The sequence below is a fragment of the Accumulibacter sp. genome (assembly GCF_031732815.1).
GTDB lineage: Bacteria > Pseudomonadota > Gammaproteobacteria > Burkholderiales > Rhodocyclaceae > Accumulibacter.
In genome coordinates, this window is sequence record NZ_JAVMKF010000031.1 from 27,246 (window position 1) to 41,600 (window position 14,355).

General features: G+C 64.2%; 13 protein-coding genes and 1 other RNA gene. 5 read left to right on the forward strand and 9 right to left on the reverse strand.

Annotated features, from left to right (window positions below; genetic code table 11):
- Positions 1-39 precede the first annotated feature (39 nt).
- From rnpB to rsmI, 4 genes are all read right to left on the reverse strand, one after another.
- An RNA gene (rnpB, locus tag RKP46_RS02720) (RNase P RNA component class A) lies at positions 40-411 on the reverse strand.
- A gap of 68 nt (positions 412-479) precedes the next feature.
- On the reverse strand, positions 480-929 hold the full coding sequence (locus RKP46_RS02725) for a hypothetical protein (RefSeq protein WP_311105199.1): 450 nt from the start codon (positions 927-929) through the stop codon (positions 480-482).
- Between the two features lie 49 nt (positions 930-978).
- Positions 979-2,010: a dihydroorotase gene (gene pyrC / locus RKP46_RS02730; protein WP_311105200.1), complete on the reverse strand. Its 1,032-nt coding sequence runs from the start codon at positions 2,008-2,010 to the stop codon at positions 979-981.
- Between the two features lie 105 nt (positions 2,011-2,115).
- Positions 2,116-2,961: a 16S rRNA (cytidine(1402)-2'-O)-methyltransferase gene (gene rsmI / locus RKP46_RS02735; RefSeq protein ID WP_311105201.1), complete on the reverse strand. Its 846-nt coding sequence runs from the start codon at positions 2,959-2,961 to the stop codon at positions 2,116-2,118.
- A gap of 19 nt (positions 2,962-2,980) precedes the next feature.
- Here rsmI and RKP46_RS02740 point away from each other — a divergent pair, with 19 nt between their 5' ends.
- The 5 genes from RKP46_RS02740 to RKP46_RS02760 all read left to right on the forward strand — a co-directional run bounded on the left by RKP46_RS02740 (position 2,981) and on the right by RKP46_RS02760 (position 6,649).
- Complete coding sequence (locus RKP46_RS02740; protein ID WP_311105202.1) at positions 2,981-3,367, forward strand: YraN family protein; 387 nt, start codon at positions 2,981-2,983, stop codon at positions 3,365-3,367.
- On the forward strand, positions 3,348-3,722 hold the full coding sequence (locus RKP46_RS02745) for an HIRAN domain-containing protein (RefSeq protein ID WP_311105203.1): 375 nt from the start codon (positions 3,348-3,350) through the stop codon (positions 3,720-3,722). Before RKP46_RS02740 ends, RKP46_RS02745 begins: the two co-directional genes overlap by 20 nt.
- 45 nt (positions 3,723-3,767) lie before the next feature.
- Positions 3,768-4,361, forward strand: coding sequence for a phosphoheptose isomerase (locus RKP46_RS02750; protein WP_311105204.1), 594 nt, complete (start codon positions 3,768-3,770; stop codon positions 4,359-4,361).
- A complete protein-coding gene (locus RKP46_RS02755) occupies positions 4,358-5,011 on the forward strand; it encodes a BON domain-containing protein (protein ID WP_311105205.1) in 654 nt (217 codons plus the stop codon). The genes RKP46_RS02750 and RKP46_RS02755 overlap by 4 nt, the downstream gene beginning before the upstream one ends.
- A 69-nt stretch (positions 5,012-5,080) precedes the next feature.
- Positions 5,081-6,649: a gamma-glutamyltransferase gene (locus RKP46_RS02760; protein ID WP_311105206.1), complete on the forward strand. Its 1,569-nt coding sequence runs from the start codon at positions 5,081-5,083 to the stop codon at positions 6,647-6,649.
- 56 nt (positions 6,650-6,705) lie between these two features.
- Here the strand turns inward: RKP46_RS02760 and RKP46_RS02765 are convergent, their stop codons facing one another.
- The 5 genes from RKP46_RS02765 to RKP46_RS02785 form a co-directional block, all read right to left on the reverse strand.
- Positions 6,706-7,911: a pyridoxal-dependent decarboxylase, exosortase A system-associated gene (locus tag RKP46_RS02765; protein ID WP_311105218.1), complete on the reverse strand. Its 1,206-nt coding sequence runs from the start codon at positions 7,909-7,911 to the stop codon at positions 6,706-6,708.
- 35 nt (positions 7,912-7,946) lie between these two features.
- Complete coding sequence (locus tag RKP46_RS02770; protein WP_311105207.1) at positions 7,947-9,590, reverse strand: acyl-CoA ligase (AMP-forming), exosortase A system-associated; 1,644 nt, start codon at positions 9,588-9,590, stop codon at positions 7,947-7,949.
- A 157-nt stretch (positions 9,591-9,747) separates the two neighbouring features.
- A complete protein-coding gene (locus RKP46_RS02775) occupies positions 9,748-10,302 on the reverse strand; it encodes a DUF882 domain-containing protein (protein WP_311105219.1) in 555 nt (184 codons plus the stop codon).
- A 19-nt stretch (positions 10,303-10,321) separates the two neighbouring features.
- Positions 10,322-11,836 carry a L,D-transpeptidase family protein gene (locus RKP46_RS02780; protein WP_311105208.1) on the reverse strand — a complete coding sequence of 505 codons (1,515 nt, stop codon included), beginning with the start codon at positions 11,834-11,836 and terminating at the stop codon, positions 10,322-10,324.
- Between the two features lie 256 nt (positions 11,837-12,092).
- Positions 12,093-14,255: an exonuclease domain-containing protein gene (locus RKP46_RS02785; protein ID WP_311105209.1), complete on the reverse strand. Its 2,163-nt coding sequence runs from the start codon at positions 14,253-14,255 to the stop codon at positions 12,093-12,095.
- Positions 14,256-14,355: the final 100 nt, after the last annotated feature.

Below are 14,355 nucleotides of genomic sequence, written 5' to 3' on the forward strand. Positions count from 1 at the left end.
GCGGCGAGGGCCAGGCGCCGCCGCGTGCAGAGAATCGAGGGGGGAAGCCGGTCGATAAGCCGGGTTCTGTCGTGGACAGCCATTCGTCTAGGCGTACCGTTACCGGCACGCTCAAGCAGCCTACCCGGAAGCAGCGCGAGCCACGCCCATGCTTCCCTATTTGGCCTTGCTCCAGATGGGGTTTGCCGTACCGTCCGTGTTACCACGGCCGCGGTGAGCTCTTACCTCGCCATTTCACCCTTACCCGCCCCGTCGGCGATGCGAACGGAGGCGTCGGCGGTTTGTTTTCTGTTGCACTTTCCGTCACCTCACGGTGCCCGGCCGTTAGCCGGCATCCTGCTCTGCGGAGCCCGGACTTTCCTCTCGGCGCCAGGTTTTCACCTCTTGCCCAGCGGCTGCCTGACCGACTTCCCAGGCCGATTATACCGCCGTGCTGCCGATGGCGGCCGATTTCCGACCGGCCACGCGGGTTGGCGCGATCAGCGCTGCGGATTGGCTGACGCCCCTTTGTCAGCAGCATCACGCACCGGCGCAGCGACGAAGACCAGGTTGCCTGCGCTCATTTGAAAGGTCCCCTGCAAAGGGCCCAGGCCGTCGTCAGGCTCTTTTTCCAGTCTGGCAAATTCCTCACAAGTGCGCGTCTCGACCGCGAACATGCGCTTTCCCTGCTTGAGGATCCACGCGCTGTTACCCGGAGCGTAAACTTCGAGCTTGCTCTCGGCAGGGCCGCTGCCCAGCTCGTGCCGACGCATGCAATCGGGCATACGGGCGGCGACCAGCGAATAGCGGGCGGTCTTCTCCCAGAAATTCTGCACCCTGATCAGGGTCAACGAGTGCTGGTTCGCGCCAATTTCGAAGGCTGCACGCTGGTCCGAACAGGCGACCACGAGTGGCAGGCAGAGCGCCGGCAGCAGTTTCTTCGCGAACATTACGGGGCCTCCCCAAGCAGCGCGGGACTATCGCCGGCAGCCATACTCATCAGCACATGCGCCAAGGCAGCACCTGTCCCGCGCGCAAAGGAACGAGACGATCGCCATTGGCGTAGACGAATTCCTCCGGCACCGCCAGTGGCGCCCGCTGCAGCGTGACGCTGCCGGCGTTGCGCGGCAGACCGTAGAAGTCGGCACCATTGAAGCTGGCGAAAGCTTCCAGGCGATCCAGCGCACCCACCGAATCAAACGCCTCGGCGTAGAGTTCGAGGGCGGCATGGGCCGTATAGCACCCGGCGCAACCGCAGGCCGTCTCCTTGCTCGTCCGCGCGTGCGGTGCCGAGTCCGTGCCGAGAAAAAACTTGCCGCCGCCGGAAACCGCCGCCGCCAACAGCGCCTGACGGTGCACCTCACGCTTGAGGATGGGCAGACAGTAGTAGTGCGGCTGAATTCCGCCGGCGAAGATCGCGTTACGGTTGTAGAGCAGATGATGTGCCGTGATCGTCGCAGCCAGGTTGGCCCCGGCGGCAAGAACGAATTCGACTGCTGTGCGCGTCGTGATGTGTTCAAGCACCACCTTGAGGCCGGGGTAGCGCAGCATCAGGGGCTGCAGGATTCGTTCGATGAAGGCGGCTTCGCGGTCGAAGACATCGACCGCAGGATCGGTGACTTCACCGTGCACGAGCAGCGGCAGACCGCGTTTCTCCATTTCGCCCAAGGCGCGGGCACAACGACCAACATCGGTGACGCCGGAATCCGAGTTCGTCGTCGCTCCCGCAGGGTACAACTTGATGCCGTGAACCAGGCCGCTTGCTGCCGCCCGCGCGATCTCCTCCGGCGTCGTGTTGTCGGTCAGGTACAAAGTCATCAAGGGCGCAAACTGCATGCCGCCAGGCAAGGCTGCAATGATCCGCTGCCGATAGGCGCGCGCATCGTCAAGGGTAATGACTGGCGGACGCAGGTTGGGCATGACGAGTGCACGAGCAAACTGGCGCGCGCTGTGCGCCAGGACGGTGGCCAGGGCTGCGCCGTCACGCAGGTGAAGGTGCCAGTCGTCGGGACGCGTGATGGTGATCTGCATGCCTGCTCCAAGCCGGGTATACCCGTCAATTCTAGCAGCCGGCCGCCGCCGGAGATAGGCGGCAAGCAGATCAGCCGAGGTCAGCGCACCGGTGCAAGCCGGCGATCAGTCGCCGCTCTGCATGCGCAAGGCTGCACTATAAAGTGCCTTCCGGCTGGCGCCGGTAATTGCCTGCGCCAGCCGGCTTGCCTGACTGACCGGCAGGCCTTCGGCGAGCAGCAGGGAGAGCACGCGCTCGCCTTCGCCGTCCGCCGCCGCGGGTGGCGCTCCTGCCACAATGAGCACGAACTCTCCTCGCTGGCGGTCGGTATCGGCGAGCAGCCACTGCTCCAGGTCCGCCAGCACGCAGTCATGGAATTCCTCGTACAGCTTGGTCAGTTCGCGCGCCAGGACCACTCGCCGCCGTTCACCAAAGGCAGCACGCAACGCGACGGCGGTGTCCACGATCCTGTGCGGAGCCTCGTAGAAGATCAGCGCATACGGCACGTCGGCGAGTTCGGCGAGCGCCTGCGCACGCGGCCCCGCCTTGCTCGGCAGGAAGCCGCAGAAGAGAAAGTGGCTGGTCTCGATCCCGGCCGCCGACAAGGCGACGACCGCCGCGCATGGTCCCGGCAAAGGCACGATGCGAAACCCCGCCGCGCGCACGCGCGCGACCAGCGCCGCGCCGGGGTCGGAAACCGCAGGCGTTCCGGCGTCGACCACCAGGGCGACCGACTCGCCCGCCGCCAGACGAGCCAGGACCTGCTGCGCAGCCGCTTCCTCATTGTGCTGATGGCACGGCAGCAAACGGGCATTGCTGCCGAAATGCCTGAGCAGCGGCGCGCTGTGCCGGGTATCCTCGGCGGCCACCCAGGCGACCTGGCGCAAGATGTCCATGGCGCGCAAGCTCAAGTCACCGAGATGGCCGAGCGGCGTCGGAACTACATATAATGCGGCGAATTCTTGTGACATGGAGTTCGGAAGATTGGCGATGGGCAAGATTAGCACGCCGCGCCCGGGCGGATACGCCAAGACCGCAGGCGGCGTCGCCGAAGAACTCGCTGCCGCCTTCCTCGAACGCCACGGCCTGGTCATCGTCCTGCGCAACTATCGCTGTCGCGGCGGAGAAGTGGACCTGATCTGTCGTGACCGACGGGCGATCGTCTTCGTCGAGGTGCGCTTGCGCAGCAATCCGGACTTCGGCGGTGCCGCCGCCAGCATCACGCGCAACAAGCAGGCGCGTATCATCCTGGCTGCCGAACACTACCTGACAACGCTGGCCAGGACGAACGTCGATTGCCGCTTCGACTGCCTGCTGCTCGACAACTTGTCGCCAGATTCGATCGAGTGGATACGCGATGCGTTTTCTCTGCCTTAGCGCCGCACTCGCGCTGGTCGGCAGCAGCCCGGCCGACGCCGGCGAAACGATCAAGATTCTCGTCCAGAGTTCACCGCTGGCCGGCAGCCAGTACTACGCTGTCTCGGAAGTGTGGCCGCAGATCCGGCTCGGCGACCGACTCAGCCTGATTCGCGAGCCGACCAACCGGCACGACCGTCAGGCGGTACGCGTCGAATGGCACGGCCGGCAACTGGGCTATGTCCCGCGCGCCGAGAACCGCGCGGTCGCCCGGGCGCTGGACGATGGCGAGCGACTCGAAGCGCGCGTTTCGCGTCTGCGCGACGACCCCGATCCCTGGCGGCGCATCGAGTTCGAAGTGTTCCTGATCCTCTAGTGTTAGAATTTCGGCACTTCATACTTTGCTCGAAAAACTTGCCTCATGGATCTGATTGGCCGTATCGGTGAAAGCTTCAAGGAGAGCGTACAAACCAAGATCGAGGCCGGCGAACTCCTGGCTGCGCCAATTGCCCGGGCGGTCGAGATGATGGTCAGCAGCCTGCTCGGTAACGGCAAGATCCTGATCTGCGGCAATGGCGGCTCGGCCGCCGATGCCCAGCACATGGCGGCCGAGCTTGTCGGGCGCTTTGAAGCCGAGCGTCACGAGCTGGCGGCGATCGCACTGACCACCGACACGTCGATCCTCTCGGCGGTCGCCAACGACTACGGCTTCAAGATGATCTTCGCCAAGCAGGTCCGTGCGCTGGGCCAGCCTGGCGATATCCTGGTCGCCATCTCGACCTCGGGCAACTCGCCGAATGTGATCGAAGCGATCAGCGCAGCGCACGAGAGCCAGATGCAGGTCGTCGCGCTGACCGGCAAAGGCGGTGGAGCGATGGGCGAGATGCTGCACGCAAGCGACGTCCACATCTGCGTTCCGGCCAGCCGCACGGCGCGCATACAAGAAACACACCTGCTCACCATCCATTGTTTTTGCGATGGTATTGATTGTCTGCTGATGGGAGTTGAAGAATGAGAAGAATCCTTACGGCGACCAGCCTGCTGCTCGGTATCTGCCTGCTCCCGACCCTCCAGGGTTGCGTCCCCATCGTCACCGCCGGGGCAACGACCGGCGCCCTGGCGACGCTCGATCGGCGGACACTGGGCACGCAAACCGAGGACGAAGCGATCGAGTGGAAGGCACGCGCGCGGACCAATGAACGATTTGCCGAAACGACGCAGCTCAGCTTCACCAGCTACAACCGGCGGGTTCTCATTACCGGCGAAGCCCCCTCTGAAACGGTGAAGGCGGAGATCGAACGCATCGTCAGCGGCGTCGCTCAGGTCCAGGCGGTCTTCAACGAGATCAGCATCGCTCCCTTGAGTTCGTTTTCCAACCGGAGCAACGACTCGTATATCACGACCCGCGTCAAGGCACGCTTCGTCGACGCGCGCAAGTTCAATCCGATCCACGTCAAGGTGGTCACCGAAGCCGGAATCGTTTACCTGCTCGGCCTGGTCACCCAGGCGGAAGCCGATGCGGCAGTGCAGATTGCCCGAACGACCAAGGATGTCAGAAAGGTTGTCACCTTGTTCGAGACCATCTCGGCCGCCAAAGCCAAGGAACTCACCCCGCAGACCGGCGACACCGCCAAGCCGAGGAACGCCCCGGTTGCCCGTGCGTGACGGCGCGCGACGGCGAGCAGCCGATGCTGCAGCCGACCTGCACCTGCCGGCCGCAAAGCCTCACTGGCGATGAGTGCACGCGGAGTCATTGCCGCCTCTGAACCGCACACGGCGCTGGCCGGCGCGCGCATTCTGCGCCGCGGCGGCAACGCGGTCGACGCGATCGTTGCCGCCAAACTCGCGGCAACGGTCACCGAACTGCCCCTGACTTCACTCGCCGGCGGCGGCGCGTGCATCTGGGGCAGCGCGGCAAAGGGCTATGAGATCGTAGACTTCTTCGCGACAACTCCCGGCCGCGGGCTGCAGGCTTTGCCGACGCTCGACTTCCTGCCGATTACGGTCGACTTCGGCCAGGCCGTGCAGGTCTTTCACATCGGCAAAGCGGCCGCTGCGATACCTGGCGAACTGGTCGGCCTGTTGCACCTGCATCAGCGAGGCGGCCGCCTGCCGCTGCGCGAAATCGTAGCGCCAGCGGTGAATTGGGCGCGGACTGGTTTTCTCGTCAGTCCGCAGATTGCCATGATGGCCGGTCTCATCGCGCCCATCCTCCGGCACTCGCCGACTGTCGCCGCACTCTTCTGTCCGCTCGGGCACGTCGCCCGGGCCGGCGAGCGGCTGGCCAACCCGCGTCTCGGCGAATTCCTGCAGGCGCTAGCCGAGGGAAACGCTGAGGAACAGCTCGCTCGCTACTGGACATCGCTGGTCGAGCATTTCTCTCCGGCGCAGGGCGGACTGATCACCCTGCACGATGTAGCGAGCTATGCACCGGTCGTGCGCCAACCCTTGTCGATTCCCTTCGGGCGCTACACGGTGCTGACCAATCCGCCGCCCTCGGCTGGCGGCGGCCTGGTCGGCGCCGGACTTCGTCTGGCCGAAGATCTTGCGCTCGGCCAGGAGGAATTCCTTTCCGCTCAGCACCAGTCAGCCGTAGCGACTGTTCTCGCCGGCGTCTCGGCGATCCGCCAGGCGGGCTACGACCAACGGCTGCACAGTGACCCCGAATCGATTCGCAAGCTGGTCTCTGGAACGATTGGCTCAGCGTACTGGAACGTTGGACAGAGCGCAGGCGGTAACGAGAATCGCCTCGGCGCCACGACGCATATCTCGGTCATCGACGCCGAAGGCATGGCGGCCGCCCTGACCACCAGCAACGGCGAAGGCTGTGGACACGCCTTGCCCGAACTCGGTATACACGTCAACAACTTCCTCGGCGAAGAAGACATCAATCCCGCCGGTTTTCATCGCTCGCCGCCGGGAAGCTGGATGAGCACGATGATGTCGCCGACGATCGTCGTCATCGATCAGGTGCCGTGTTTTGCCCTCGGCAGCGGCGGGTCAAACCGGATACGAAGTGCCATCCTGCAGGCCTTGCTCAACCTCCTGGCGTACCACCGACCGCTCGACGAGGCGGTCAACGCACCGCGCATGCACCTGGAAGGCGACAAACTGTGGTTCGAGGAGGCCGGCCTGCCAACTGCGGCGGCAAACGCGCTTGATCAGCGCTGGCCGGCGGCAACCCGGTTCGCCGCGCCCAGCATGTTCTTTGGCGGAGTCAACTGCGCTGCCCGACTCGACGGCCGTTTATCGGGAGCGGGCGATCGCCGCCGTGGCGGGGTTGTCGTGGTAGCCGAGGACTGACCGATCCAGCAACAAGCAAGGGCAACGGCTTGCCGCAGGCCGTCGCCGGACAACGATCAGACGAGCACCTCGAGGCACACCGGATGCCCCAGAAAGGCTTGCGGGCTGGCGGTAAAACCGTAGGCACCGGATTGAAAGACGACCACCAGGTCGCCTGGCTCAGCCTCGGCCAGCGGCATCCGATCCGCCAGCAGATCGAGCGGCGTGCACAGCGGACCAACGACCGACGCCGTATACATTTCGGTAGACGCCATCCGGGTGCCGACGGCGACCGGATAGTTCTTGCGGATGACCTGACCGAAGTTGCCGGACGCCGACAGATGCTGGTGCAGCCCACCATCGCAAACGAGAAACGTCTGCCCGCGCGAGACCTTGCGGTCCACCACGCGGGCCACGTAAACGCCGGCTTCGCCGACCAGATAGCGACCCAGTTCGATGACCAGTTCGGCCTCTGGCAGTTCGCGCGCGGCGCGCTCGGCCAGCCCGGCGAGTGCAGCGCCGATCGGTGCCAGATCGAGCGCCTGCTCACCCGGAAAGTAGGGAATTCCAAACCCGCCCCCGAGGTTAACGAAGCGTACCGGCAAGGGTGCCGCGTTGGCCAGCCGCAGGACAAGCTCGAAGCTCTTCGTCTGGGCCTCGACGATCGCTTCCGCTTTCAGGTTCTGCGAGCCGGCAAAAAGGTGAAATCCCTCGAAGAGCAAGCCTCGACGGCCAATCTCAGCAAGCAGCTCAGGCACCAGTTCGGCGTCGACGCCAAATTGCTTGGGGCCTCCACCCATACGCATGCCGGAACTCTTCAGTTCGAAATCGGGATTGACGCGCACGGCGCAGCGCGCCGGACAAGCGCTGCGCGAACTGATTTCGGCCAGTTCAACAACCTCGCGCAACGATTCCAGGTTGATCAGAACGCCGGCCGCAACCGCCTGCTGCAACTCGCCGCGGCTTTTCCCCGGCCCGGCAAAGCTGATCGTTTGCGGATCGGTGCCAACGTCGAGCGCAATCTTCAGTTCACCGCCCGAGGCGACGTCGATGCCGTCGACCAGCCCGGCCATGTGCGCGACGAGGGCGGGCATCGGATTGGCTTTCATCGCGTAGTGCACTTTGACGGCTGCGGGCAGCGCCGCGCGCAACTGGCCAACGCGCTGCGTCAACTGAGCACGATCGTAGGCGTAGAACGGCGTCCGTCCAACGCGATCGGCAAGCCGGCGCAAGCCGACTCCGCCGACGACAAGTTCACCGTCGCGTACGGGAAACGGATTCACCAGAAGATGCGTCGCACACAGCCGCTCGACCTGGTTCACTGTCCGCTCCCTTCGCGTTCGCCGTCCACCGCCAAGGCGCTCTCGTCAGGAAAGGCACCAGCGCGAAAAGCTTCCAACAGACCTTTGCGGTCGATCTTGCCATTCGGGTTGCGCGGCAAGGGTGCGGGCCGCACACGGATACCGGCCGGCACCATGTACGCCGGCATTCTTGTCCGGCACTCGGCAAGCAGCGCCGCGCGGTCGATGACCTCGCCCGCCGCCGCGCTGACGATCAGCATGATCGCCTGACCGAGCGTCGGATGGTCTACGCCGAAAGCGACGCACTCGCCGACCATGCCGGTCGCGTACACGACCTCCTCGACCTCGGTCGGACTGACGCGATAGCCCGAGGTCTTGATCATTTCGTCGCGCCGACCGACGAAATAGAGAAAGCCTTCCTCGTCCATGCGCACTGTATCGCCCGAGAAGACAGCGATCTCCGGCTGGACCAGCCCAGCCGCGCGGCCAGCCACGTTGGCCGGCAAGGGCTTGTAGCGTTCGTCAGTCTTCGCCCGGTCGTTCCAATAGCCCATGCCGACGAGCGCGCCGCGATGGACGAGTTCGCCGGGTTCGTTGGCGACGCACGGCGAACCGTCCTCGCGCAGGACGAGGACTTCACTATTCGGAATCGCCTTGCCGATCGAATCGGGACGGCGGTCCACCTCCTCGGGCGGCAGGTAGGTCGACCGAAAGGCTTCGGTCAGGCCATACATCAGGTAGGGCTTGCTGTGCGGCAGGCGCGCACGCAAAGCGAGCAAGGTTTCGCGCGGCATCCGCCCGCCGGTATTGGCGAAGTAGCGCAGATGCTCGCCGATCGCCGCCGGCCAGTCGAGTCGGGCAAGCTGGATGTAGAGCGGTGGAACGGCGGTCAAGCCGGTCACCCGTTCGCCTGCCAGCGCCTTGAGCACATCCTGCGGCAACAGATAATTGAGCAAGGCCACGCGCGCGCCAACATGAAACGCCGTCGTCAACTGACTGAAACCCGCGTCGAACGACAAGGGCAAGGCAGCCAGCAGCGTGTCGTCGGCGCTGTTCTCCAGATACGACGCGACGCTCTTTGCTCCGGCAACCATGTTGCGATGCGAGAGGACAACACCTTTCGGCTTACCGGTGCTGCCCGAGGTATACAGAATGGCGACCATGTCAGTATCGATCACCCGGTGCCCGCGCTGGCGCGCCGCCTGCAGGAGTTGCTCCCAGTCTACGCATGCGCCTGGCACAGGCGCGCGCCGGGTGGCGGAAGGAACCAGAACGGTGTGTCGCAAGTCGGGGCATTCAGCGAGCGTAGCGGTGAGCAGGGCAAGTCTCTCGCTCGAGGTGACCAGCACCCGCGCGTTGCAATCACGCAGGATGTGCCCGACCTGCTCAGCCTTGAGCAGCGGATTCACCGGTACGAAGACACAGCCAGCCGCCGCCGCCGCGAACATGGCAGTGACCGTTTCAAGTCGTTTCTCAAGATAGATGGCGATGCGCTCGCCGCGCTGCAAACCGAGGCCGACGAGACCGTTGACTGTCGACTCCAGCGACTGCGCCAGTTGGCCATAGCTCATCGACTGCTGGCCGCAGGTGACGGCAACGCTTTCCGGCGAACGAGCGGCACTTTGCCAGATCAGTTCGTCGAGCAGATGGGTGTCTTTCATGTTCTCCTTCCACCCGTGGCGCGCCGCTTGCGACCGGCGCGGAGCACGGCAAAACGGTGTCGGAATGTCGCGCCGCGACGGCGCTCACCGGCGATCGGATCAGGCCAAGGCGTGCGGCCGATTGCCCAAACCAGCCACCTGGCGCAAGGCTCGACGCCTACCAGGAACGGATCCTGCCGGTATCGAGATGAACGAACTGCTCGCGGGCGTAGAAGCCGACACCACCGCCCTGCAGCGAGATGGCCGCATCGCGCAAATCCTCCAGCGCCACCCCGGGCAAGCGAACGTCGATCGCCTTTCCCTCCATGTGCAGGCTCTGCCTGGCAACACCGCCACCGCCGGCAAGGCGCAGGCTGTTGTTGGTCGTCGGACAACGGTAGCCGGAAATCACCTGGAAGGGCTCACGACAGCCAAGCTCCTGGCTCGTCCGGAAAAGGAGGTCAAACAACTGTGGGTCGATCGCTCCGACCTCGCCGGTGTAATGGTCGCGCAGAAAGTTGTTCAGCGCGGTGAGCGCTGACGGCAGATACCGATTGCCGACGGCAAAGGCCAGCGAAATCGTTTCGCCAGTGTGCAGATGCTCAAATTGCAGACGGCGCACCGACGAGGCGGCAAAGGCCGATGGAACCAGGCTCGAAAACGCGCCGACAACCACCAGCTTGCCCGCGCTGGCCAGGAGGTTGCGCCGTGCGGGCACTCGACAGATTGACATATTCATACGCTGTTCGGGACTAATTATCGAATTCTATCCCAAGTTTGCGCAACCGCGCAGCTTCGCCACGCAGCCCAGCCGAGCGCCGCTGCAAGGCCTCGCCGAGCGCCGCATCGTAGCCGTAGATGTCGGGCAAGAAATGTACCCGTCCGTCGCGCACGACTGCAGTGCTGTAGCCGATGATCACCGGCAACGTTTCGCCCAGCCGCACGGTCATCGATTTGCCTCGCCGCATCGCCTGCACGATACGCTCACCAGTCCACTCCGCTTCGCCAGCAAGGACGAACTTTGCCAGTTCGACCGGCGCTTCGACGCGAATGCAGCCGTGACTGAAGTCGCGCCGCTCGCGCTTGAAAAGCTGCCGCGTCGAAGTGTGATGCAGATAAATGTTGTCCGGGTTCGGAAAAACGAACTTGATGTCACCCAGCGCGTTGCTCGCCCCCGGCCTCTGCCGGATACGCATCCGGCCCCGTTCAATCGCCTCGAGGTCCCCCTCGGACAAGGTGGTGAGCACCTTTCCTTCACTGGTGACCAGTTCGAAACCCTGGCGCGTCAGGTAGCCCGGGTCACGCCGTAGACGAGGCAGCGTTTCGCTGTGCGCGATCGACGGCGGCACGTTCCAGTACGGGCTGAATTCGACGAAACGCATTTCGCCAGAGAACAACGGGGTACGCGTCTTGCGCGCGTTGCCGACGATCACCCGCATCGAGAGCGCCGGCTTTCCATCTTCGGCTGCCGTATAGGCGTCGAGCATGAACTCGGGAACATTGACGACGATGCGCCGCTCGACGTCCCGGTGCGGCAACCAGCGCCAACGCTCGAGCGCCAACTCGATCTGACGTACGCGCGCCTCGGGCCGCACCTCGAGCTGTAGCCAGGTGTCCTTGCCCAGCACACCGTCCGGGTAGAGTCCGTGGCGCGCCTGGAAAGACTTGACGCCGTCGACCAGCTTGCCCTCATAGCGCGTCGTCGTCGCCGTATTACCAGGCAGGTCGGCAAAGAGGGCCAGCCTGCGAGCGAGCAAGGCCGTCCCGCCGTACGGCTGGCCAGGGCGCAAGCGGCCACCAGGCAGCGGTGGTAGCGCCTGGCGAAAGGCCTCGTTGCCGACCAACCCGCGGTAATCCGCCAGCGCCTGGCGCAGCTCGCTGTAAGGCAGCGCGCGCGGCCCATGATGGCTCGCCCCTCTATCCGGCGCAGCCTCGCCAGCCAGTTCCTCAAGGCGTCGTTCGATTAGCTGGTCGAAATCGGCCGAGCGGCTGTAGCGCATGCCGAACTGCCGCGGATCAAGCCGCCCGCCGTGCAGATCCGAAAGGTAGCGGCGTACCGCCGTGCTGATCGCGCGATCAAGTCTGGCCACACGCTCTTCCTCCTGGACGCCGCTGCGCACACTGTTGGCGATCGCCAGTCGCAGCTCTTCGACCGCGTAGTCGGAGACCTCAAGACCGTCGGCCGACGCCTGGGAAAGAACGCGCAGCACCCGTTCGCTGGCCGGCGTCGGAGCCGCCTGCGCAAACCAGAGCAAGCGATCGGGCATGGCAGCCGCAGAAACTGTCGCCACGCTCGCCATAAGCGAGCCAATGACGAGCCAGGGACGAGCCCAGCGGTAGCCGGCGAACCGAGCTGGCTGGCAAGGATGGGTAACAGTCATGCGCGCTCTCTAAGGGGTTTCCCGGCATTATCCGGCAAACGCGCAGCACTCGCACCTCTTGCCGGCCCACCCTGACGGAACACACCGCGCCTGCACGCCGGCAGACTTCCCGCATCGGCTGCCAATTCAAGTCGTCTGGCAATCAATACTTGACGCGCGCAAAGTAGGTCTTCTCGGACGCTGCAAGCGCTTGCCGCAAGGTGACGATTCCCATCTGGGCAAGCAACGGCAGCATCTTGAGGAAGACTTCGCCAGTCGCATAGGCGTCGCCAAGCGCATTGTGCCGCGCCGTGACGTCGATCCCCAGCCGCTCGGCAATGCTGTCCAGTTGATGCGAATCCTGGTTCGGCTGCAAGACGCCGGAGAGCAGCAAGGTGTCGAGAACGGGCTGACTGAAAACGACCCCGCTACGCTCTTCCTTCAGTTGCAGGAAACGCATGTCGAAAGCGGCATTGTGCGCAACCAGCACCGTATCGCTGCAGAACTCGTGAAAAGCCGGGAGAACGGCGTCAATACGCGGTTGACCGCGCACCATGTCGTCGGTAATGCCGTGCACGCGGATGCCTTCCGGACGCAGGAACTTTTCCGGATCAACCAGCTGGTCGAAGCTCTCCTGGCGCAGCAGGCGCCCATTGACGATGCGCACCGCACCAATCTGAATGATCTCGTCACCGGCCGCTGGCTCGAGGCCGGTGGTTTCAGTATCGAAAACCGTGTACGCCAAGTCGGACAGAGGCCGATCCAGGTCGATGCTTTGGTCACGAAAATGGAAAAGATCGAAGTCGTAGTACTCCGGACGAGAACCGTCGACGGGCAGCGCATCTGCCTGCGCCGCCTCGTCCGGTGTTGCCACCGGGAGCACAAAGCGACAGAAAGCACGATGCGCGGCCTTCTCACGGTCGTACCAGATTTCACCGCCATGACGGTCGACGACATCGCGCAAGGACAGCGGCGAAGCATCACGACCCACGTGCATCGCGTCGTTTTCCCAGGAGTAGAAGGTTTCCGACGACATCGCGTGGCCGGCCCAGATCAGGTCGAGGTAGGCCAGCTTGCCGAAAGGAAGGAGGCGAAAGCGCAGTTCCTTGATCTGGTAGTGTTCGATCAGACGCGAGGCCAGGAAGCAGATCGAGAAGACGAGCGAGAAGCTCTCCACGCGCAGCCACAGACCCTCGTCGACTTCCTCGGTTTTCGTCGTCAGCGCGAGCTGCTGCTCGATCCGGCGCTGGGCCGCGGCGATGACATCGACGCCGAGCACGTCCTCGAGCGGCCAGCGCGTCTTCAGCGAATCGGCAAACTCGCTCATCGTCTGGTCAAGCCGCTGACTCATGCGCACGACCTCATCGCTGATGATGCCGATGAAGCGCTCGCGCGTATCGCCATCCATGTCCGGGTAGTCGAGCAGATTGCCCACCGCAACGCGGATGTTGGCCAGGCTACCGCGACTGCCGTCGGTGAGCGACTGGAGAACCTGATCGCGCTGCGATTCCTGCTCGAGACTGCGCGTAATGTTCTCGACGGTGAGCACGTAGCCGCTGATTTCGCGCGGCGCTGCTGCATTCGAACTGAGCACCGGAACCAGCTGGACACGCAGGAGTTGTCCGCCCCGCGCCGTCGTAATGAAATTGGCCATGGCTGTCGCCATTCCCTTGCCCAGGCGCTGGCGGACGACATCGAGTGCATGGTCGATCTGATTGCGTTCGAGAATTGAAAAGATCGAACGGCCCAGACCGATCAGCGCGCCACCGGCGACGACCGCCGCGCCCTGCACGAGCGCCTTGAACTGCAGACGGGCACGACTGTTGTAGAGCAGGATGCGACCGTCGACGTTGCACACGACGACCGCCTGGGCCAATTCCGACATCAGGGCGGCCAGCCGGTTCTTTTCCTCCTCGACCGACGCCTTGGCAGCGGCAATCTGAGCAGCGACATCATCCATCAGCCCGTCGCGCTGCTGCGCCAGATCGTTCGTCGCCTGAGCGAGTAGCCGAATCTCCGGCGGACCATCCGGACTGACCCGAAAGTTGCGGTTGGCCGACAACATCAGGTGCAGGTTCTCGACCATCTTGAGCAAACCCTGCACATATTGGCGGAAAAGGTGGCGGATCACCAGCAGGCCGACGATGAAACCGAAAATGGTCATCAGCGCGCCGAGCGACAGATGCGGCACGATCAACTGGATCAGCAGCGCCTGCTCGGCCGGCTGCGCATCAGCCCAGATCAGCGCCGCGGTGACGACGAAAGGCCCGGTCATCAGCAAACCCAGCACGATGACCGAAATGGCGAAACGCAGACGCGCGTTCACGGTCGCGGCAGGTGGTCTTCCGCGTACGACGCGCCGCCGGTCGCCTCCTCGAGCAGGGCTGACAGTTCCCGGTCGAGCAGGTGCGAAGCGCCCAGGTTGA